Annotated in this window: 11 protein-coding genes and 1 pseudogene; 7 read left to right on the top strand and 5 right to left on the bottom strand. The window is 54.6% G+C overall.

Annotation, left to right across the window (positions count from 1 at the left end; all coding sequences use genetic code 11):
* Positions 1-447: 447 nt before the first annotated feature.
* Complete coding sequence (locus tag FRY98_RS16120; protein ID WP_148453763.1) at positions 448-1,587, top strand: amidohydrolase family protein; 1,140 nt, start codon at positions 448-450, stop codon at positions 1,585-1,587.
* A 77-nt stretch (positions 1,588-1,664) separates the two neighbouring features.
* Here the strand turns inward: FRY98_RS16120 and FRY98_RS28970 are convergent, their stop codons facing one another.
* From FRY98_RS28970 to FRY98_RS16110, 3 genes and pseudogenes are all read right to left on the bottom strand, one after another.
* On the bottom strand, positions 1,665-2,474 hold the full coding sequence (locus tag FRY98_RS28970) for a cellulose binding domain-containing protein (protein WP_249043449.1): 810 nt from the start codon (positions 2,472-2,474) through the stop codon (positions 1,665-1,667).
* Positions 2,475-2,501: 27 nt separating this feature from the next.
* A pseudogene (locus FRY98_RS16115) lies at positions 2,502-4,657 on the bottom strand (glycoside hydrolase family 48 protein); the annotation flags it as partial.
* 83 nt (positions 4,658-4,740) lie between these two features.
* Positions 4,741-7,476, bottom strand: coding sequence for a glycoside hydrolase family 9 protein (locus tag FRY98_RS16110; RefSeq protein ID WP_148453761.1), 2,736 nt, complete (start codon positions 7,474-7,476; stop codon positions 4,741-4,743).
* A 351-nt stretch (positions 7,477-7,827) separates the two neighbouring features.
* Here FRY98_RS16110 and FRY98_RS16105 point away from each other — a divergent pair, with 351 nt between their 5' ends.
* The 3 genes from FRY98_RS16105 to FRY98_RS16095 all read left to right on the top strand — a co-directional run bounded on the left by FRY98_RS16105 (position 7,828) and on the right by FRY98_RS16095 (position 11,084).
* Positions 7,828-8,892: an elongation factor G gene (locus FRY98_RS16105; RefSeq protein ID WP_148453759.1), complete on the top strand. Its 1,065-nt coding sequence runs from the start codon at positions 7,828-7,830 to the stop codon at positions 8,890-8,892.
* 403 nt (positions 8,893-9,295) lie between these two features.
* A complete protein-coding gene (locus FRY98_RS16100) occupies positions 9,296-10,273 on the top strand; it encodes an SMI1/KNR4 family protein (RefSeq protein WP_148453756.1) in 978 nt (325 codons plus the stop codon).
* Positions 10,274-10,358: 85 nt separating this feature from the next.
* On the top strand, positions 10,359-11,084 hold the full coding sequence (locus FRY98_RS16095) for a GntR family transcriptional regulator (protein ID WP_148453754.1): 726 nt from the start codon (positions 10,359-10,361) through the stop codon (positions 11,082-11,084).
* A gap of 160 nt (positions 11,085-11,244) precedes the next feature.
* Here the strand turns inward: FRY98_RS16095 and tnpC are convergent, their stop codons facing one another.
* The gene (tnpC, locus tag FRY98_RS16090) at positions 11,245-12,690 is read right to left on the bottom strand and encodes an IS66 family transposase (protein ID WP_170287106.1); all 1,446 of its coding nucleotides are present in this window, start codon (positions 12,688-12,690) and stop codon (positions 11,245-11,247) included.
* Positions 12,691-13,636: 946 nt separating this feature from the next.
* Between tnpC and FRY98_RS16085 the strand changes: the two genes are divergently transcribed.
* Positions 13,637-16,021 (top strand): phosphoketolase family protein, encoded by a 2,385-nt coding sequence (locus FRY98_RS16085; protein ID WP_148453750.1) that lies wholly within the window; start codon positions 13,637-13,639, stop codon positions 16,019-16,021.
* A gap of 103 nt (positions 16,022-16,124) precedes the next feature.
* Here FRY98_RS16085 and FRY98_RS16080 read toward each other — a convergent pair whose 3' ends face one another.
* A complete protein-coding gene (locus FRY98_RS16080; RefSeq protein ID WP_148453748.1) occupies positions 16,125-17,117 on the bottom strand; it encodes a copper amine oxidase N-terminal domain-containing protein in 993 nt (330 codons plus the stop codon).
* Between the two features lie 233 nt (positions 17,118-17,350).
* Between FRY98_RS16080 and FRY98_RS16075 the strand changes: the two genes are divergently transcribed.
* Together FRY98_RS16075 and FRY98_RS16070 are read left to right on the top strand one after the other, a co-directional pair.
* The gene (locus FRY98_RS16075; RefSeq protein ID WP_148453746.1) at positions 17,351-18,778 is read left to right on the top strand and encodes an O-antigen ligase family protein; all 1,428 of its coding nucleotides are present in this window, start codon (positions 17,351-17,353) and stop codon (positions 18,776-18,778) included.
* Positions 18,779-19,927: an SGNH/GDSL hydrolase family protein gene (locus FRY98_RS16070; RefSeq protein ID WP_148453744.1), complete on the top strand. Its 1,149-nt coding sequence runs from the start codon at positions 18,779-18,781 to the stop codon at positions 19,925-19,927. It begins immediately after the preceding gene.
* The last annotated feature ends 5 nt before the right edge of the window (positions 19,928-19,932 follow it).

The following is a 19,932-nucleotide window of genomic DNA, read 5'->3' as shown; positions in this document are numbered from 1 at the left end:
CCCGTTAATTTGGTACGTATGCGGCTGCAAGGGCGAATTAGCTGGAAAACCTCCCGTTAATTCGCCTAAAATGGTGTATTGCGGCAATAGGGCCGCGAAATAGATGGAACTTTTCCAGCTAAATCTGCTCGAAAAGCCAAGAACGGTATATTAACAGGAGATTTTCCCGTTAATGGTATAGACTCCGAGGGTGGGACATTATATCTACAAAAACAAGGTTGGCCGATGAGGCATTACCGTCTGCTCAAATAGCGAGCTTCCACCTTGGAGGTCATTTCAGGGCATACTTCCAAATTTAGGTGGAAATTCGCGGCTCCATGAGATATATTTTTGATAGGATTTGATAGCGCTTCCAAATGGAGACGAAAATTTCACGAATTATGCATATCAGACAGACTACCCCATTCTTTATGTGATCCAAAAAAAAATCCAGACGGAGGAACGCCTATGCCTCAAACGGTGCGTTGTTTTGCCCTATGTGCGCTAACTCTCGCTGCTGTCCTATTCTCGGGATGCACGTCATCAGAGGAGACTACGGGGAACAAGAAGGGGACCGAGGTCAGGGTCGAACCATTGACCGAATATACCCCCAAGGAGGAGGGGGCTTTCATAGAAAGCCTGAGGAAAAACCAAAACAAGGACTCGAATAAAGATCTGTACGAAATCTATCAGGATCTTACGGTCATCGACATTCATAATCACGATGCCTCCGACCCGGGAGCGATCGGGAAGTGGGGGGAATACGGCATCGACCGCCTCGTGTTATTCGGAAATATATCGGAGCCGAGCGCCCAGCAAACGGATAAACTGGCCTGGCAGCAATATCAGCAAGCGCCTTCGAGCGTATACCCTTCCTTTGCGGGATTTCCGATCTATGAAGAGGAGGGGGTGTCCATCGTTAAGCAAAACCTGGAACAGGGCTATTTGAACATCGGGGAGGTGGCCGCCGCTTCGACTTATTCGCAAACGGTCTCCCGGGTGGCCTGGAAGGCGGAGCATCCGAACGACGGGAATTTCCCGAAGATATATGATTTGGCGGCCCGATACCAAGTGCCGATTCTGCTGCATATCGACCCGCCGAACGGCGAGCCGATCACCCGTCTGGAGGAAGCCCTGGATCAGCATCCGGATACCGCCATCATCTTCGGACATGCCAACGCATATAACCCTCCGGAAAATATCGAACCGCTATTAAACAAGCATCCGAACTTGTATATTGATTTTTTTGCCGGGTTTACGGCCTATAATCCCGAGAGCACCAACAAATTGGAGGACTTCGTGCCGCTGATGGAAAAATACCCCGACCGCTTCATGCTGTCGACCGATGCCGGATTTGGCTTGACGACGGAACAAGCGGCGAAAGCGTTATATGAAACGATCGATCTGCTGTCTCCGGAAACGGCGCTGAAAGTCGCTTATCAAAATTACGAGGGCCTGATCGAGCGGCAGCCCCCGACCGAGACGCAGATCCAAACGATCAAGACCTTATCCGCCAAAGCCGGAAGGTTCGAAACGTATCGGTTGAATAAACGGATGGCCAATGAGCTGATCTTTGAATTGACAAAGTTAACGGAATCAGCTCCGTAGCAAGCAGCATGGTTTATTAAAAAGCAAAGAGGGTCATCCCGACGGATGACCCTCTTGCTTTTTCCGTAAGCGGCGGCTTAAGGCTCAAGCCCCCAAACCAGGCCGCCGTTCAAATACAGCGGAACGCGCTCCCAATCCGCATAAGCGGTTTTGGTTCCATCATATGAGAAATCATCCGCTTCGCTGTAGTTGGACCAATCGGCTTTGTTGAAGCGTACCTGGATATCGCCGGTGTCCGCACCCGGCGCCAGCGTTCCCGCATCGGATGTGAAGCCGACCTCCAGGTAATAGTCCGCGCCGTCTTTGCTTTCATTCAGTTTCACGAAGGTGCCGGTGACCTTGCCGCTGCCGATGACTGCATAGTCGCAGTGGAACTGCTGGGCTTGGTCGCCGTCGACCGTGAAATAATACCGCAGCTTCACATCGCTGAGCGCCACGCTTTCTTCGCCGGTGTTGACGATTCGGAACTGCGCCCGAATCTGGTTGTCGTCGGGATTCGTGTCATTCGTGCGGTACTGCAGCTTGAGGTCGCCTTCCACCGGCGTCGGCTTGGCTGTCGGCTTGGCGCTGACCTCGACGGAATCGGGACTGCTGCCGGCTTCATTGGCGGCGCCGACCACATAGTAGTACGTCGTGTCATTGACGACATCAAGGTCCACATAGGACGTCTCGGAGATCGTGGCAACGTCGGTGTAAGGGCCGCCGCTGGTTTCCGCCCGCTTCACGGTGTAGCTGTCGGCGCCGCTAGATTTGCTCCACGTCAACGAGACTTGCGCATCCCCGGCAACCGCTTTCAAATTCCCGGGAGCTTTGGGGGCTACCGGCTCGACCGGGCCGCCACCGCCGCCGTTGATCAAGCGGTCGTATTCGGCGTAGGCCGTGGCCATATCGACCTGGGCCCAGAAGCGATGGTAAGTGAACTCGGGCGCGCCGTTCTCCCACTTCTGCGTTTGCGGGTTCCAGGACGTGTTGTATTTGTCTTCCAGGTAGGACCAGGCGGGATCGTTCTTAATGTTCGGACGGACATCGGAATAACTGGCGTAAACGCCGTTGCCGCCTTTCGCAGGATCGGAAGGAACCGTGTTCGTTCCCGGGATCGTGTTGCCTTGGCCGCTCTTGCCGCTCCAGCCCGCCGGGAAATAGATTTCCTTCGTAAAGTAGCGGTAGTAATCGGCGCGCGCTTCCGGCTTCGTAATGCCTACGCCGTCGTTGTGCCCCCAAGCCGTGTCGAGCAGCGATTTGGCCAGTTGCTCGGCTTCTCCGCCAAGCGGCGTATAGCTGCCGTTCTCCGCCTTGGTGGCCGCCGCGAAGAAGGTCAACGCTTTAATATAGCTGCCCAGGACGCCGGTATCTTGTCCGGGGTTTTTGGTTACGGCGTGAAGGCCGGGGTTGCCTGTGTAATTGCCGAAGCCGTTCCACGTATCCGGCTGGCCCTGCCATTCGAGGTTGCTCGGAATCCAGAAGTCGCCGGGCGACGAAACCGTGGCGATTTGCGGATTCTGTCCGCCGAGCACGCGGTTTCCTTGCTCGTCCAGGTAGTACCCGTCCGCGTCGGTTACCGGCTTTTGATCCACAAATACATAATCCATCGACCAGTCGACCCACTTGGTCACCACTTGTTTGGCCATGCGGAAGTTTTCGGACGAAGTGTCCCCCTTCGAGGCCAGGATATAGTACAATTCCGCGATCCGTTCCACCGGCCAGGCTTGCATGCCGAACCAGTTATTCGAAGGCGGGTCATGATAAACCGGGGCATCGTCATAAGCCATACCGTAGAACGTGCTCGTTCCCGCCGGATACGCTTTGTACGCGCCATCCCAGCTGTTCGTCGCGCCCCCGGCGATCGCTCCTTCGGCGGATTGCAGCCAGGTATAGAATTCCAGCTGCCGCTTCAGCGAGGTATCCCAGTCCTGCCCGGCTGTCGGGGAGTCGGGGATCAGCCCGCCGTCCGGATCGGAGAGGGCGTAGGCAGCCACCACGTTCTGGTATCCTTGGTGCGCGTGGCTGGCCCCGATCCGCCAAGCCCAATTGCCCGACTGCCCGAGACCGCCGCCCCAGGCCGTATACCAGGCCATGAGATAGTGGCTGGCGTTCTTGCCGGTGCCCGCCGCCGGACTTCCGTCCGCCGCGCTGCCGATTTGCTGAAAGTACTTATCGTACATGCCGTAGCGGAGGTAATCGCCCATTTTCTCGGCTTTATTCAAATAAACCTCATTGTCGTAGCCGAGCTCCTTCGCCCAATACATGGCCTGAACGGCCCGCGCATCGGCGTCGGTCGCGTTGGTGTAACGCCATTGCGCCGCCGGAGCTTGATTCTCCTTGGTGAACAGGGTCATGAAGCCCTCGCCGGGTTTGCCGAAGGACTTGTCGTCCTGCGAAGGATGGGGAATGGCTTCCCACACCGATTCCTGCTCCCCGCGTTGGAACGTGTTCACGTAGGTGGCGGTATGGCTGGGGTTCAGCAGATTGCCGAATCCGTACCAGTTGTCCACGTCCAGAAGCCAATGCATCAGGTAAGTCTGGTTGTTTCCATATGTGGCCTTGAGCTCGGCGTCCAGCGGATCTCTGCCGCCGCGTATTGGCCGCTGAGCTGGCTGGGGTACCGGTCCGGCTGCGAATACTCCGCCGCGTACGTCGCCGGGCTGTTCGGATTGTAGTAACTCATCGTCGGCTGCTCCTCTTTGCCGTCGCCCTCATTGACCGGAATAATATATTTCTCCATATTATCCCAGGCCGCTTCCAGCTTGCTCCAATCGCCCGTATAATGCCCGTACAGCACCTCGAGCCACAGCCAGTAGCTGTAAGCCTCCGAGGTCGTCATATGCCCGTAATCGGGAGCTTCGCTCATCAGCGTTTCCACGGAATGGTAGGGGATGCCTTCGGGCGAAAAATACCCGTTATCCGGATCCTTCAACTGATTGTACAGCTGGAGAAACCGCGTTTCCTCCGGGGAAGCCGCCTGCAGCGCCGCCTCAGTCTGTTCGGGAGCCGGTTCCTGGGCCTGAACCCGAGCCGTTCCGAACCCAAACACGCCGGTCGTTGCAACGGAAAAGAATAAAACCACGGTCATCAGGATCGAAGCAGGTTTCCTGCACCTTGTCCAATGCGTCATCCTTACATCATCCTTTCGATTGTATGAGTTTTGGAAAAAGCTCAAGGCTCGACGCCCCAAACCCTTGTCCCGTTCCGATAAAGCGTGACTTTGTCCCACTCGGCGAATGCTTGCTGTGTCCCGTTGTAGGAGTAGTCATCGCTCTCATTGAAGTTGCTCCAGTCGATTTTGTTGACGCGGGCCTGAATTTCGCCGGTGTCGCCGCCGGGCTCCAAATTCCCCGCTTCCGGAGCAAAAGATATTTCGAGATAATAGTCGGAGCCGGCTGCCGAGGAATCCATTTTGACGAACCGCCCGTCGACATTGCCGCTGCCGACGGCTGCGTAGTCGCAATGGAACTGCTGGGCTTGTTCACCGTCGATCGTGTAGTAGTAACGCAAGGTAAGATCACTGAGCGCCACCGCCTCGTCGCCGGTATTCACGATGCGAAAATGCGGCCGGAACTGATTGTCGCCGGCGTTTGCGTCATTGTTTCGGTACTGGACGACCAGGTCGCCTTCCGCCGGAATGGGCACGGTGCGCGGCTTGGCGCTGATTTGGGCCGAGGGAAGGCTTTCGCCGACGTCGTTTCTGGCGGTGATGACGTAATAATACGTCGTGTCGTTGATGACCCCGGCATCGGTAAAGGCCGGTTCCGTCGTCGTTCCCACCGTCTCGTAAGGACCGCCGCTGGTCAGCGACCGCTTGACCAGATAATCGGCGGCGCCGCTTACGGCGTTCCAGGACAGCCGGACGATCCCGTCTCCCGGGACGGCCTTGGCGTTTCGCGGCGCGGCGGGTACCGTGGGTTCACCCGGATTCCCGCCTCCCGCGGGATGTTCGCCGAAGACGTGACGCCCTCCGTCATACACCGGAATGTACGGCGTCTTAGCCGGGGCCGCTCCTCCGCTGGCTACGCCTTGGAACGAAAAATCGTTGGCGTTGTTCCAGAAGTTGGTGTTTAGCGGCGCTGCGATCCGGAATTGCACCTCTTTGCGGAAGGCCGATTGCCCGCCCGGATAGATCCGTGTACCGGTGAAATCGACGGTAGTGTAGTAAATATGCCGGTCCGCATCATAGGGCTGAAGCTCGGATACCGTGGCTCCCTGATTGTACCCTCCCGCCGTTACGGTGATATCCTCCGGTCCGTATCCGGCTTCCATGGCTTCGCTCAGGTCAACGTAGTACCGGAACGACATGTTCTCGCTGGCGCGGGCCGGCCAGCCGGAACGGTTATTCAGCAAGGCGCGAATTTCCACAAAATTGCTGCCGCTGGCATTGACCGAGGCTTCGACGAACATCTCGTCCTCGCGTTGTTCCGGAGCCGGGAAGTTGGAGAGAGGCTGTTGACCTTCGCCGTGGAGCAGCATCATTTTGGCCAGTGCCCCGGTAAATCCGGCGTTATAATCGATGGCGACCTCGTTGGATACATAATCGCCGATGGAATCGGTGTACGCGTCGGTTTGGGAAGGGCCGCCCACCAACGCCCCATACAGGATGTGGCGATGGTTCTCCGGCACGTTCTGGCTGTCCGCCCAGGAGCCGTGTGAAGTGCGGTGATGCGGGTGCTGCGGCGGATTGTTGCCGAAGCCGACCACATAGCTGCTTTCGCGGGGGTTATCGCCGAGCATGTACAGGATTTGCCGCTCCGCGAATGAACGCGCGTTTAATTTCTTCACGGGATCGCCGACCCAATCGGAGTAGACAAAAGCAAGAAAGGCTTGATTTGCCGTATAACGAAGGGCGCCCCATTGATCGAGATGCGCAAGGCCGCCGGGGGTATACGTTACGCGCTCGCCCGTACCCGAAACGCCGGTGGTCCAGAATTCCATGCTTTTTTCCGTAGAACGGACGAATTTGGGATCGCCGGTAATCCGGGCCAGCAGCAACTGAGCGCCGTAATGCTTGTCGTCCCAGGCGTGCGTCCACTTGTAGTCCCATTCGCCTTGCTGGTTGGTGCCCCACAGCTCGCTCGCGGCGATCGCTTTATCGAGGTAAGTTTCGTCCTCCGTGGCCAAATAAAGCCATACGCCCCCCCAGCTCAATTCATCGGCATATCCGCTCCAGGAGTTGTAAAACTGTTTGGCATCGGTAATGCTGTCCGAATATTTGCCGCGATACTGATCGGCAAAGGCATACAATTCTTTGGCGTGCCGGAGCAGCTTGTCCGCATAAGCCGGATCGCTGTCTCTGAAGATGATGGAACTTGCGGCAAGCGCCGCGGCCGTCTCCCCGGCAAGATCGGAGCCGGGCTTGGACGCATCGATTTTATAGGCGGGCCGCGCCATCGGCATGACCTCGGCAGGTCCCCACCAATTGTGGTCGGCCGTCCCATTGCCGACTTGCCCCCACAGTTCGTTCGGGGCCGTGTGGGCTTTCATGAAATAATCCGTCGCCCAGCGGATGTTGTCCAATATTTCATCGAGCTGTCCGGACTGTTCGTATCCTTCCCGGTACTCATAAACAGACCATGCGAGCATTGTTGCGGTTGAAGCCATCGGAAAACCAAATTTGACATGGTCTCCGGCGTCATACCAACCTCCCGTCAAATCATGGCCGACATCCGCCCCGTCCTGCATTCCCGAATCGCCGCGCCACTCCACGCGGTTATTCTCGGGAAGAGCTCCCGAACGCTGCGTCTCATAGAAATAAATCGATTTCTGCAGCGCTTCGGCATAGTTGTAATCGGATGCCGCCGCATCGGCGACGGGAGTTAGAGAGGTCCATCCCGAATAGGTTGTAAGCGCTAACAAAAAGCTGAAAGAAAAAATCCCGCCTTTCCTCACCCATTTGCCCATAGCAGATTTCATCTCCTTCGGATGTGATCCTACTTAAACAAACGAATCGCCTCTTACAAGTCGGAACCAGTTGTACTTCTCTTCTGACTCGAAATGCTGCCCATCTGGAGTATCACTTGCGTTAGAACAAAAACAGCCCGTTCACCTCACTTTCGTTCAAGAGTGATGGACGCGCTGACTGGGAGCTTATAGCTAAACTTTGGTCCCTGTCCATAATATAACAAGTAATGGTATAGATTTTTAGAGTTTACAGTAAAATTTTTCTATTCATGGTATATAAATATTTTTCCGTTTGCTCATTTGCCTGTCGGACCAAGCTCCTATATGATGGAAATATGGGATTAGGAGAGGATGGAACGAGGATTGAGCGGGAATTCACGCAAGGTTCAATTTGAAAGAGCGGCGGCCTATTTGGACGAGCAAAGGCGCCTGCTGCCGGATCTGAACATGAAGTACCTGGGCGCTGCCCTGTCATTTCCGCAAAGTATCGAACAACGGGACGGGATCCTTGACAGCATAAAACGCCTTTGGGAACACGACAAGGACGTCGTGATCGGCGCTCATTTCGACCTCCCGGAAGATGGGGCAAGGAAGTACACCGACATCGTTTTTATTGGAAATGACTATTTGCATCTCCAGCGAATCCGTGACTTTATGAAGGGACAAGGTGTGAAGCTGAGCCTCAAGGATCCCCGCATCTTGTACAGGGAATTCACCGGGGATATACATAAGACGCTTGGTGGCGGTACATCCAGAGTGACCAGCCTTAACGACTTGTACGCGAGCGTGGAGATCGAGCTGAAACCGCGGGAGATCGGCGCGGGATATGCCTTCGGATTTAAAGTGACCGATGAAGAGATCGTAAGTTATTGCTGTCATAAGGATGATGAAGAAGGCTTGGAACTCGGATACCGGCTGTTCCTGAAATCGTTGGAATGCTATGCCTTAAGGCTCCAAACCGAGGGGGTAGCGATGGGATATCCGCTGCCGGACTGCGGGATTGAAGTCATGAAGACGTATTGCAGGATGTGCTTTTTCCGCGACTATTATTATATTGCGGGAGCCCGAGGGTCGCTTGTGGCGGCTTTAAAGAAGGCGGATTGGCGGATATTCGAGCCGGTGATGGAGATGGAATTAACCTGCGGCACAGCTTTTTTGGAGGAAAATCCTTGGTTGGACGCGGAGGAACTTTCAACCCTTAACAACGGTGGGGATACCCGGAAACTGGCGTTGAAAGCCAGACTATCCGCCATAATGGATCATTTGGAGGAATTGCACCATCACCCGCAAGTAATGGATCTTTCCATGAGAATAGGGGGATACGCTCCTCTGGAGGAAAATGCCGCCCCTGTGAACAGATTCAAAATCATTTATGATATGGATCAATGGAAAGAGGAGTTGGATGAGAAGAATTAGCCATAAAGGCTGAGCTGTTGATTAGCATAAAAGACATCGACGGGAAGTGTTCTGATCACACTCTTGCTCAACGCCAAAGGTTTAATTGAAATAACGGGAATTCCTCACGTTAATTTGGCGCCTAAGCGGCTGCAGAGGCGCATTAGTTGGAAAACCTCCCGCTAATTTGTCTGAAATGGCGTATACCGGCAATGGGATCGCGAAATAGATGGATTTTTTCCAGTTAAATCCGATCCAAGGGTCAAAGGCGGTATATTAACGGGAGATTTTCCAGTTAATATAGCAGTGAAGTGTGTGCCCCCTACGGAGGCGTTAGATATCTGCAATGTTGGATGTTGATGAAGGATGTTTAGTTCAGACTGTATGGCTATTTACTTAAAACGAAGAAACGGAGGCAACGGGAATGCATGAAGAGTTGATCGCCCAATTGGAGGCGTGGCACGAAGAGGACGAGTTCGAGAAGATTGTCGATGCCATTATGGAGGTACCGACGGAGGAACGAGACTACACCCTGGTCAGCCATTTGGGCCGGGCGCTGAACAACCTTGAGCGGTATGACGAGGCGGTGGATCAGTTTTTGACGGTTGCGGAGGAGGGGCAAGAGGACCCGCTGTGGCATTACCGCATCGGGCTGGCCTATTACTATTTGGAGCGGTATGAGGAGGCTTTGGGAGCCTTCGAATCTGCGGACCGGCTGGACCCCGGCGATGAGGATACGCAGGAATTCCTCGGCTGGATCCGGGACAAGCTTGCCGAGGGCGCGTCGGCGGGAGAACCCGGGGAGGAACCGGGGGGCGAGCCGGATGGATCTGGATCGCAGGAGCGCCGGTTTAGCGAGGAGGCCCGAGCGGCCGCTGGGCGGCCGGACGCCGCCGACATCGACACGACGGGCTTCTGGGATGACAGCGCGGAGGCGCTGGAGAAGTATGTGTCCGAGCCGCCGACGGACGAACTGGTGTCTTCCGTGGAGGAAGAGCTGGTCTTCCGCCTGCCGGCCTTCTACGTGGAGATGATGAAACAGCATAACGGAGGCGTTCCCCGCCAGCGATTTTTCCCGGTGGACCCGACCGAATCCGGTGCCGGCAGGGATGCGATCGAAATCTCGGGGATTCTGGGCATCGGCCGGACGAAGAAGCACTCGCTGTGCGGCGAAGCGGGCAGCCGGACGCTGATCGAGCAAGGGGGATATCCCGAAATCGGAGTTGTCATTTGTGACTGCCCTTCCGCGTATGAAGTGGTAATGCTGGATTACCGGGAATCCGGAAATGACCGCGAACCCGAAGTGGTTCATGTGGATAAAAAAGAGGACAACCGCATCACCCGGCTCGCCCCCGATTTCGAGAGCTTTATCCGCGGATTGAAGGAAGAGCGGACGATGTAGGGTTTCTCCAGGCCCGCCCCGATTCGGGCGGGTTTGTTTTTCTTCCTGACCGAACTAATGAAGTATCCTTGAAAAGGAGAGGAGCATGCCACCATTGATCTATAAGCAATTAATCGATGACCTGAAAAAGAACATCCACGCAGGCAGGTACGCGGACCTGAGATTACCGGACGAGCGGAGTCTTAGCGAGACGTACCGGGTGAGCCGCAGTTCCGTGAAACGGGCGCTGGCGAAGATGGAGAGCGACGGGATTATTTTTAAGAAGCGCGGTTCCGGGACCTTCATCAATCCGCTGTATCTCAAGAACGAGTCGATTTTTAATTACGAAGGTTCGAATCTGGGCGTGACGGACAATTTTCAGATGGACGGAAAAAAGCCGAAAGTCAAAGTGCTGAGCTTCGAAGTGGTCTCGCCAACGGAGGAGTTGCAGCGCGATTTGTTTCTGGAGCCGCATGATTTTGTATATAAAATCGTTCGCCTGCGCCTGTTCGATGAGGAGCCGTTTATGATCGAGACCGGCTACATTCCGATCAAAATCGTGCAAAATTTGAATCAGACGATTATCGAAGGCTCGATCTTCAACTACTTGGAAGAAGCGCACAATATGGCCGTAACCAAGTCCTTTCTATCGATTTTCGCGGAGCCTTCCCAGCCGGAAGACCGGGAACTGCTGAACTTGCGGGAACACGAACCCGTCGGTATCATGGAAGGGGTCTTTTTTCTCGACAACGGCACGCCGTTTGAATTTTCCCATATGCGATTCCACTACAAATATATGAAATTCAATACATTTGTATCGGTGCAACGATAAGGCTGAAACTCGGTTTCGGTCTTATTTTTTTGTATGACGAAAGGAAAAGGTGGCTTAATGGCTAGTCGAAGTGATATGTCACCTACAAAGAGGTGCCTAGAGTGCTTCCAAGCTTCCAACTCCAAAAAGATGCAAATCTGGTTACTACTTAGGTAGCAGTTTAGAATTGGAGACGGCCCTGAAGAGCGGAAGAGAGCGATTCCAGGATAGGGCGTTTTTGTTTGAGGAGGGTAGAGATGACTCCGCGAATACGGGCGAAATGTTCTGCGCCGGCTTCGGTGCGGAATGCTCCAGAAATTTTAGTCTTCACCTTGACCATACGAATATCTCGCTCGGCTTGGTTATTGTCAAACGGTACGTGGGCATCTCGAAGAAAGGCGAGGATAGCAGATTTCCATTTCTCAAACCGCTCTGCTAAATTCCCGGCCTTACCTTTGGCTTGTCTGCCGCGTACGCCCTTTTTCCTGGCAACGACGTTCTTACTCCATTCTTCTCTGCCACGAAAAAGAATATCGTCATAGTGCTGCTCGATTTCCTGGACCACCAGTTCCGGGAGAGGCTTGCCGGATTCGCGGGAGGCGCACACCAGGCTCCAACTTTCTTGCAGCAATGTTTTCATTTCCCCCGACCATTGGTGATTATCGTTCTCGGTAATGCCCTGACATTCCCGAAGGAGATGCGCATTGCACAGAACGTGGCGGAACGAAAACGACTTTGGGTTGAAGTACGGACCATAGCAATCATGGACAACCGTACCTTTATAGGCGGGCAGGATCCCTCCGGCCGCCATTCCTTGGGTACCGCGGCTACTGTGAACGGTGAGGTGTGTGAAGTTGCCATTGCTCGCCGTATGCATCCAGACCCCGCTTCCGTTAACGCGAAACCCGGTCTCATCCGCATGGATGAGCGGGCTCCGGAGCAGGTGCTGTTGGATTTGTTGCTCAGGCGTAGTTAAGGAGGTATACATCTGCTGGAGGTGCGAGAGCAGCGTAGCCTCACTCGGACCGTGATCTGTCAAATCTTCGAAAAGCTGAGCAATGCGTTCCAAAGGCAGCAATTGGTAGACACTCAAATAGCTGGTCCAAGCCCGTAGCGTATCACCGTACTGCACAGGGGCCTTTACTCGCTCAGGAAAAGCAGCTGTACTTGTGGTCCTGCAGGACGGACAGCACTTCGTTTCGGCCCGATGTTCGGTGACGCTCCATTTGACAGGAGGCAGATCGAAGACTTGCCGGGCTTCATACCCTTGAGCAGGGATGTCTGCCAGAGACGTATGGCAGAAAGTGCAGATCGCATGCGGATGAATCTGGATTTCATCCGGTTGTGCCACCATACGCAGTGTCTGCCCGGGATGGCCTTTGGGTGCCCCTTTTTTTCCACCGGATTGCCGGAGATTGTTGGTTTTACGGAACCCATCGCTAGAAGGCGGCTTGCTGCTATTGTTGCTATTTTGACCGAGTTGACGTTCAAGTTCCTGAACGCGTTGTTCCAACTCTACAATACGTTTGGCCTGCTGATCGATCACCTGCAGCAAAGCGTTGAAGGCAGTGATAATTTCGGGGTCGCCCTTGCATATGGCATGGACTTGTTCAGGGGATAGATGCATGGGTGACGCTCCTCTCATGAATTGGATTAACTTACCTTTTTGACAAAAGAGTTATAAACCCTTTTTTATAGAAAAAAAAACTTCCCGCACTTAAGCAGGAAGTCCTAAGTAGTAACCAAATCTGCAGGTATTTAGGCCGATCTCCGAGGGGATGCGGAAAAAGATGCAAATCTGCAGGAATTTCCAGCGATTTTAGAGAAACGAGCCGGTTTCGTCGAAAATTCCTGCAGATGCGCACTGGCGTTGCATTAAACCTGATATGGTGTTGCCGACCCCGCAATCTCACTTGCCGCCCGTTATAATAGCGGCGTTTTGGGCTGCTATTTCGCCCAAATTCGCTTTTTCGGGGAAAATAGCGGCTAAAAAGGGCCTTATTTCTCTGGTGCGATTCCAAAAATCGTTTTTCGACCCGCTTTTCCCTAAAATAAGGCCCCAAATGACCGCTATTTCTCATCGAAGGGACGAATTCGACAAAATAACGCCTCAAAAAGCCCTTATCCACCGCCCGGCTTCTAGGGGAGGCGATTACGGCCATTAGACCCTTCGGGTTAACGCAACGCTAGTGGCACATATGCAGGAATTCTATGTTATCAAGGTTTGTCTGACGGAGTACGAGTAATAATCGAACCCCTTCAGGGATAGGCAAAAGCGGCAGCGGCATATTAGCTTGAACGTAGTGAAGGCAGTGAAAGCAGTGAAAGCAGTGAAAGCAGTGAAAGCAGTGAAAGCTAGCGCCTTTAGACGCGAGCCGGTAATAAAGGCTTATAGCCTTAGAGCAAACCACCTATTGGGCGGCAGTTATGATCGGCTTTGGTTCAACCAAAATTCATAGCATGTTCATCTTTTCACAAAATTGGACCGTATCATTTTTCAAAAAAGTCGTTATGATAGATACATAGGTGAAATGTTTCACAAATGAACGAACAAAGAGATAGGAGTGAATGACATGGGAGTACCCATCGCACAACTGGACTACTCGTCAAAAACGTATCTGGAGAAGCTGGACGCTTATTGGCGCGCCGCGAACTTTATTTCCGTCGGGCAACTGTATTTGAAGGATAATCCGCTGTTAAGGGAACCGTTGAAAGCTTCGGACGTGAAGCTTAAACCGATCGGGCACTGGGGAACTATCCCCGGGCAGAACTTCATCTACGCGCACTTAAACCGGATCATCACGAAATACGATCTCAACATGTTCTACATCGAAGGCCCGGGCCATGGAGGCCAGGTCATGGTGTCCAATTCGTACCTTGATGGCAGCTATACGGAAATTTATCCCGAAATCACGCAGGATATCCCCGGCTTGAAAAAGCTGTACAAGCAATTTTCGTTCCCGGGCGGCGTAGCTTCCCATGCGGCTCCGGAGACGCCGGGATCGATCCATGAAGGCGGCGAACTGGGGTATTCGCTTTCCCACGGCGTCGGCGCGATTTTGGATAACCCGGATTTGATTTCCGCGGTCGTGGTGGGCGATGGCGAGGCGGAAACCGGACCTCTGGCCGCTTCGTGGTTCTCCAACCGGTTCATCAATCCGATTACGGATGGCGCGGTGCTGCCGATCCTGCATCTGAACGGCTTCAAAATCAGCAACCCGACGATTCTCTCCCGTCAATCGAAAGAGGAGATTACGGCCTATTTTAAGGGCATGGGCTGGGAGCCTTTCTTTGTCGAAGGGGAAGACCCCGCGCGGATGCATAAGGAAATGGCCCTCGTGCTGGACGCGATCATTGAGCGGATTCATAGCATTCAGAGCCATGCGCGCAAAAACAACGATCCCGCCCGTCCGGCCTGGCCGATGCTGGTGTTCCGCAGCCCTAAAGGCTGGACGGGGCCGAAGGAATGGGCAGGCGTGCCGAACGAAGACTCCTTCCGCGCTCACCAGGTTCCGATTCCGGCGGATCAAAAGAACATGCAGCATGCCCCGGCTTTGCTGGAGTGGATGAACAGCTACCGTCCCGAAGAGTTGTTCGACGCAAACGGGCGCTTGAAAGCCGAGATCGCCGAAATCCTGCCGAAGGGCGACCGGCGGATGGGCAGAAATCCGGTCACCGATGCCGGCAAACTCGTGAAAGACCTGCGCTTGCCGGATTTCCGCAACTATGCGCTGGATAACTCCGTTCCGGGCAAAGTAATTGCGCAGGATATGGCCGTGCTGGGCAAGTACATCGCCGAAGTGGTGCGGATCAACGAGGAGAACCGGAACTTCCGCATCTTCGGGCCCGATGAAACGATGTCCAACCGGTTGGGCCCGGTGTTCGAGGTCACCAAACGCCAATGGCTGGACGCCATCAAAGAACCGAACGACGAGTTCCTGGCGCCTTACGGCCGCGTTATCGATTCCCAGCTGTCCGAGCATCAGGCTGAAGGCTTGCTCGAAGGTTACGTCCTGACGGGCCGCCACGGGTTCTTCGCCAGCTATGAAGCGTTCCTGCGGGTGGTCGATTCGATGCTGACCCAGCATTTCAAATGGCTGCGCAAGGCGACCGATCAAGGCTGGCGCGCGGACATTCCTTCGCTCAATGTTGTGGCCACGTCGACGGTGTTCCAGCAGGATCATAACGGCTACACGCACCAGGATCCGGGGTTGCTGGGCCATCTGGCCGACAAGAAGCCGGAATTCATCCGGGAGTATCTGCCGGCGGACGCCAATACGTTGCTGGCCGTGTTCGACACGGTGCTGAACGACCGCCAGAAGATCAACCTGATCGTCTCGTCCAAGCACCCGCGTCCGCAATGGTTTACGGCGGAAGAGGCGCAGGAGCTGGTGGGGAAAGGCTTGAAGGTGATCGACTGGGCCAGCACGGATCAAGGCGGGGAGCCGGATATCGTCTTCGCTTCCGCCGGCACCGAGCCGACGATCGAAAGCCTGGCGGCGATCTCGATTCTGCATGAGAAGCTGCCGGAGCTGAAAATCCGCTACATCAACGTGGTCGACCTGCTGAAGCTCAGAAGCCGGAAGCTGGACCCGCGCGGCTTGTCCGACGACGAATTCGACCGCTATTTTACGCAGGATAAACCGGTCGTCTTCGCCTTCCACGGTTACGAAGGCTTGATCAAAGACCTGTTCTTTGAACGCCGCAACCATAACCTGCACGTGCACGGCTACCGCGAAAACGGCGACATCACAACCCCGTTCGATATGCGCGTGCTGAACCAGATGGACCGCTTCGACCTGGTGAAGGAAGCCGTGCTGAATCTGCCCGACGCCGGCGAATACGCCGCGATCGTCGAGGAGATGGACGCCATGCTGAAGAAACATCACGAGTATATCCGGGAGGAAGGCTTCGATCTGCCGGAGGTGGAGAATTGGGTTTGGAAGGCGTTAAAGTAAGCTGAAAAATAAAAGTGCCCCGATTCCGATAACGTATCGGACAGGGCACTTTTTATATGGCAGGCGGAGCGTGCGCCGCGCGGGCTTGTTTGCCGCATTCCCGTCAAGGTTTGCCCGCGCCGCCCGTCTTATTGAACTTGACGGTCTCCTGCCGCTTCTCATGGGTCTGCGCGTAGGCGATCGTCCCGTGGGACATTTCCACCTCTCCGCCGACCAGGCGTTTGTAGCCAAGCTGCGAATATTCGCCTTGCGGATCGATCCAGCCGGTCTCCTCGTTGAAGCTGTCTCCCCAGCCGCCGGAGGTGTAGGTGAAGAAGGCTTTTTTGATCGAAGGATTTTCGCCTATGGCTTTTGTCCAATGCCCCTGGAGGACCGAGGTCGTCTTATCGCCTTCCTTGACGCGGGCCTGCCAAACCGCCAGGGGGAAATCTTCCTTGAACTCAAACCGCATGATGGTGTCTCCCTGGATCATATAGCCGCGAAGCGCCTCCCCTTCCGGAAACAGGAAGGTCGTCTCCCGATACTCGCTTTCATAGCTGTAAACTAACGCCTCATGCTTGTAGTGCACCGTTCCGGACAGCAGCTGTTTCTTCACCAGCTGCCGGGCATCCTCCAGCGAACCGGAGGCCAGGATTTCCTGTTCCTTCATGCTGAGCGGTGATTTTACACGGGCGGTCGTCCCGTCCCAATCCACCGGGTAGCCGAACGCTTCCGACACGAACCGCAGCGGTACATAGATCCGGCCGTTCACCAGCCTGGCTGGGGCCTCAAGCTGCCGGGTTTCCGGCTTGCTTTCGCCGGGGCGGTTGATGACCGCCGTCTGTTTGTCGAGCGTCAGTTGAATCGTGTCCGTCCACTTCCGGAGGGAAACGGTCTGCTCGGGCGTGTTCCAGGTCACCTTCCCGCCGAGCATTTCCGTCACCACCCGAATCGGGACAAGCACGCGTCCCGATTTTATTACAGGCGCCGCGTCCGACTTGACCGGGGTTCCTTTGATTACCAGTTGCGGCGAAGCCTGCTGTGCCGCTGCGTGAACGTTCGTGCCCCCTGCAGCCAGCAGGGCCAAAACAACGCTCGCAGCCATCCATTTTTTCATAGCGTGCACCCCTTTTTATGTTGTGGGACTACGTCGAAATAGAGAGTCTATTAATATAGACGGATATGTATAGAATAGAGTTTCGGAAAAAAGGGGATTTCACCCACATCGGTTAAATTCCTGGAATTTACCCCCATAGTGCGGCGGTACCTAAATTGCTAGAATAAGGGGAGGTCTCAATTCAGACAACTCAGATCAGTCCGCTTGGACTTACATTGGAGGCATTGATCACCATGGGCAGATCGCATCTATTGAAAAAAATGCCGCGGTTGTTGCTAACCGTCATCACCACTCTATTTATCGGCGAGCTTATTTTGGGCTATAACGGGAAACTGCTGCTGGTCGGGGAAATTCCGGTCCGGGTGCTGACCTATGCTTTATTTCTCGCGGCGCTTTGCGGGATGCTCGTTCATGCTGCGGCAACAAAGAAATTAACTTGGGTCCATGGAGACGGCGAAGCGCCGATGTGGGGGATGTTGAATCCTTTTGACCTCGTGCTCGCTTTATTCTTATTGTTCAATGCCATTTGGGTCTTTATCATTCCGGCCTTTTCCGGGTACGGCGTCGAAATGGCGGTGCAACAGGTCAAATCGACAACCTTGCTGCTGCTGTACTTTCCGCTGCTGATTCTGATGAGAATCGGGTACATCCGATTGCATCGGGCCGAGCCCCTGATCAAGTTCTGTCTCGCCGGATTGGCTCTGCTGCACATCTTTTTGTACACGGGTGAAAAAATCTACGGCGACGCTACGTTCGCCATTCATTTTTTCGAAACGCTCCGTTCCTTAACGCTGGGGCATTCCGAACGCCCGCCGGTCATGTATCCGATGAATTATTTCAGGATCATTTATCCAACGTCCTTGTATTTGCTGATGATCTTTTATTTTACGCATAAGAGCAAATTGACCCCGAGGACATGCCTATTTTATCTGCTCGGCCTCACGGCGCTGTTTCTGACTTTGACCAAATCGCTGTGGATGGGATTGTTATTCGGATTTTTATTTCTGTTACTGTTTTATTTCCGCAACCGAATGAAGGGCCGGATTCACTATAAAAAGTTGGTCGTCTGCCTAAGTTTAGCCGTGGTTAGCGGCTATATCCTGAATGCCACTCTGCTGGACAACTATCTATTCACCAGAATCCAGAACACCTTCGCGGTGAACAGTACCAGCGCCATTAAGGAGGGGGATATCCGCATTCAGGAGGGCGTCAATGAGGAACTGCGATTTACCGACGAACTGGAGGGAGCGAAAAGGGCCAATGACACCCGTTTGGTGCAAACCCGGGCTTTGTTGGAGCAATGGCGGGAAAGTCCCTGGATCGGATTCGGTTATGGGAGCTACACGGAAAATTTGTTGAGGAGCTCCATGGAGCAACCTTATTTATATGAAATGCTGCTGCCTTCCCTGCTGCTTCAAATCGGGGTAGTGGGCGTTGCGGGCTGGGCGGCCTTCTTCATCTTTATCGTATGGTTTGTCAAGAACAAAGCGGCGGAGGCGGCCGGGGCGCTTTATCTGGTGGTGGCCATCATCGTCGCTTCCCAATTCAACCCCTTTATTTTAGGCGCTCCGTCTATGAGTATGCTCCTGTATTGCTTTTTAACGATTCGAATGGCCGCGGAAACGCAGGATAAAGCGAAATCATCAATTCCGAGAATTTGAATGGAGGAGACGAGTTTGAAGGATCAGGACCAGAAAAAGTTGAAGCCGTACGCGTTGTCGGAAATCGCGCATTTGAAGGTTCATGGACGGACCACCGGAGACCTTGCGCCCTTGACACTGTTCTGGACGGGCAGCGGCATAGAACTCAACGCCAAGGGGTCCGAGCTTTGGATCGAGGTGGAAGCGGATTATGATCAGTACGAGTCCTGGATCACCGTGCTGATCAACTCCGCGGCTGTGAGCAGGCAGATGCTGACCAAGGGACGATATTGGGTTTGCCTTTTTAGGGGGATGAACCCCGACAGGGTCAAAAATGTCCGGGTCGTCAAAGACGTCCAGGCCATGAACGGGGACCCGGGCTGCTCTTTACGGATTCACGCGGTGAAGTTCGACGGGACCTTTGCGCCTGTGGAAGACAAGCCGGTCAAGATCGAGTTTATCGGCGACAGCATTACATCCGGCGAGGGAGCGGTTGGGGCCCGGACGGAGGAGGACTGGATTCCGATGTGGTTCAGCGCCGTGGACAATTACACGTACATGACCGCGGAGGCGCTGAACGCGGAATACCGCGTGATCTCCCAGAGCGGCTGGGGCGTGCTCACCAGTTGGGACAACAACCCCCGAAACGTGATTCCGGCTTACTACGAGCAGGTCTGCGGACTTCTGACGGGGGCCAGGAACGAAGCGCTGGGTGCTTTTCGGAAACATGAATTTGCGTCCTGGCAGCCGGACGCGGTGGTCGTGAATCTGGGGACGAACGATGCCGGGGCCTTTAATAATCCGGCATGGGGAGACCCGGTTACGGGAGAAGCGCATAAGCAGCGTTTGAATGAGGACGGGACGTACAACGAGGAGGATTTGCGCGCTTTCGAGCGGGCGGTGGAGAGCTTTCTTGGAAAGCTGCGGAAAAATAACAAGCACGCCCACATCGTCTGGGTCTACGGGATGCTGGGGCTTCCGTTGATGCCGTCCATTTACCGGGCGGTGGATGCGTATATCCGGGCTACGGGAGACCGCCGGGTTTCCGTGTTCCAGTTGCCCGACACGACAGACGAAACCGTCGGCGCCCGCACGCACCCGGGGAAACGGGCGCATGCCAAGGCCGCCGAGGCGCTGTCGGGCTATCTGGGCGGGATCTTGAAGGGTTAGGTTAG

This window comes from Paenibacillus faecis (assembly GCF_008084145.1).
Lineage (GTDB): Bacteria > Bacillota > Bacilli > Paenibacillales > Paenibacillaceae > Fontibacillus > Fontibacillus faecis.
Note: the sequence above shows the minus strand (reverse complement) of the source record. Positions and strands in the feature narration are given on the sequence as shown.

Bases quoted from the DNA above. Each gene is read 5' to 3' on its own strand.
- FRY98_RS16100 (WP_148453756.1), top strand. From the start codon at position 9,296: ATGCATGAAGAGTTGATCGCCCAATTGGAGGCGTGGCACGAAGAGGAC.
- FRY98_RS16070 (WP_148453744.1), top strand. From the start codon at position 18,779: ATGGAGGAGACGAGTTTGAAGGATCAGGACCAGAAAAAGTTGAAGCCG.
- tnpC (WP_170287106.1), bottom strand. From the start codon at position 12,690: ATGCATCTATCCCCTGAACAAGTCCATGCCATATGCAAGGGCGACCCC.
- FRY98_RS16075 (WP_148453746.1), top strand. From the start codon at position 17,351: ATGGGCAGATCGCATCTATTGAAAAAAATGCCGCGGTTGTTGCTAACC.
- FRY98_RS16105 (WP_148453759.1), top strand. From the start codon at position 7,828: ATGGAACGAGGATTGAGCGGGAATTCACGCAAGGTTCAATTTGAAAGA.
- FRY98_RS16120 (WP_148453763.1), top strand. From the start codon at position 448: ATGCCTCAAACGGTGCGTTGTTTTGCCCTATGTGCGCTAACTCTCGCT.
- FRY98_RS28970 (WP_249043449.1), bottom strand. From the start codon at position 2,474: ATGGCCACGGCCTACGCCGAATACGACCGCTTGATCAACGGCGGCGGT.
- FRY98_RS16085 (WP_148453750.1), top strand. From the start codon at position 13,637: ATGGGAGTACCCATCGCACAACTGGACTACTCGTCAAAAACGTATCTG.
- FRY98_RS16080 (WP_148453748.1), bottom strand. From the start codon at position 17,117: ATGAAAAAATGGATGGCTGCGAGCGTTGTTTTGGCCCTGCTGGCTGCA.
- FRY98_RS16095 (WP_148453754.1), top strand. From the start codon at position 10,359: ATGCCACCATTGATCTATAAGCAATTAATCGATGACCTGAAAAAGAAC.
- FRY98_RS16110 (WP_148453761.1), bottom strand. From the start codon at position 7,476: ATGGGCAAATGGGTGAGGAAAGGCGGGATTTTTTCTTTCAGCTTTTTG.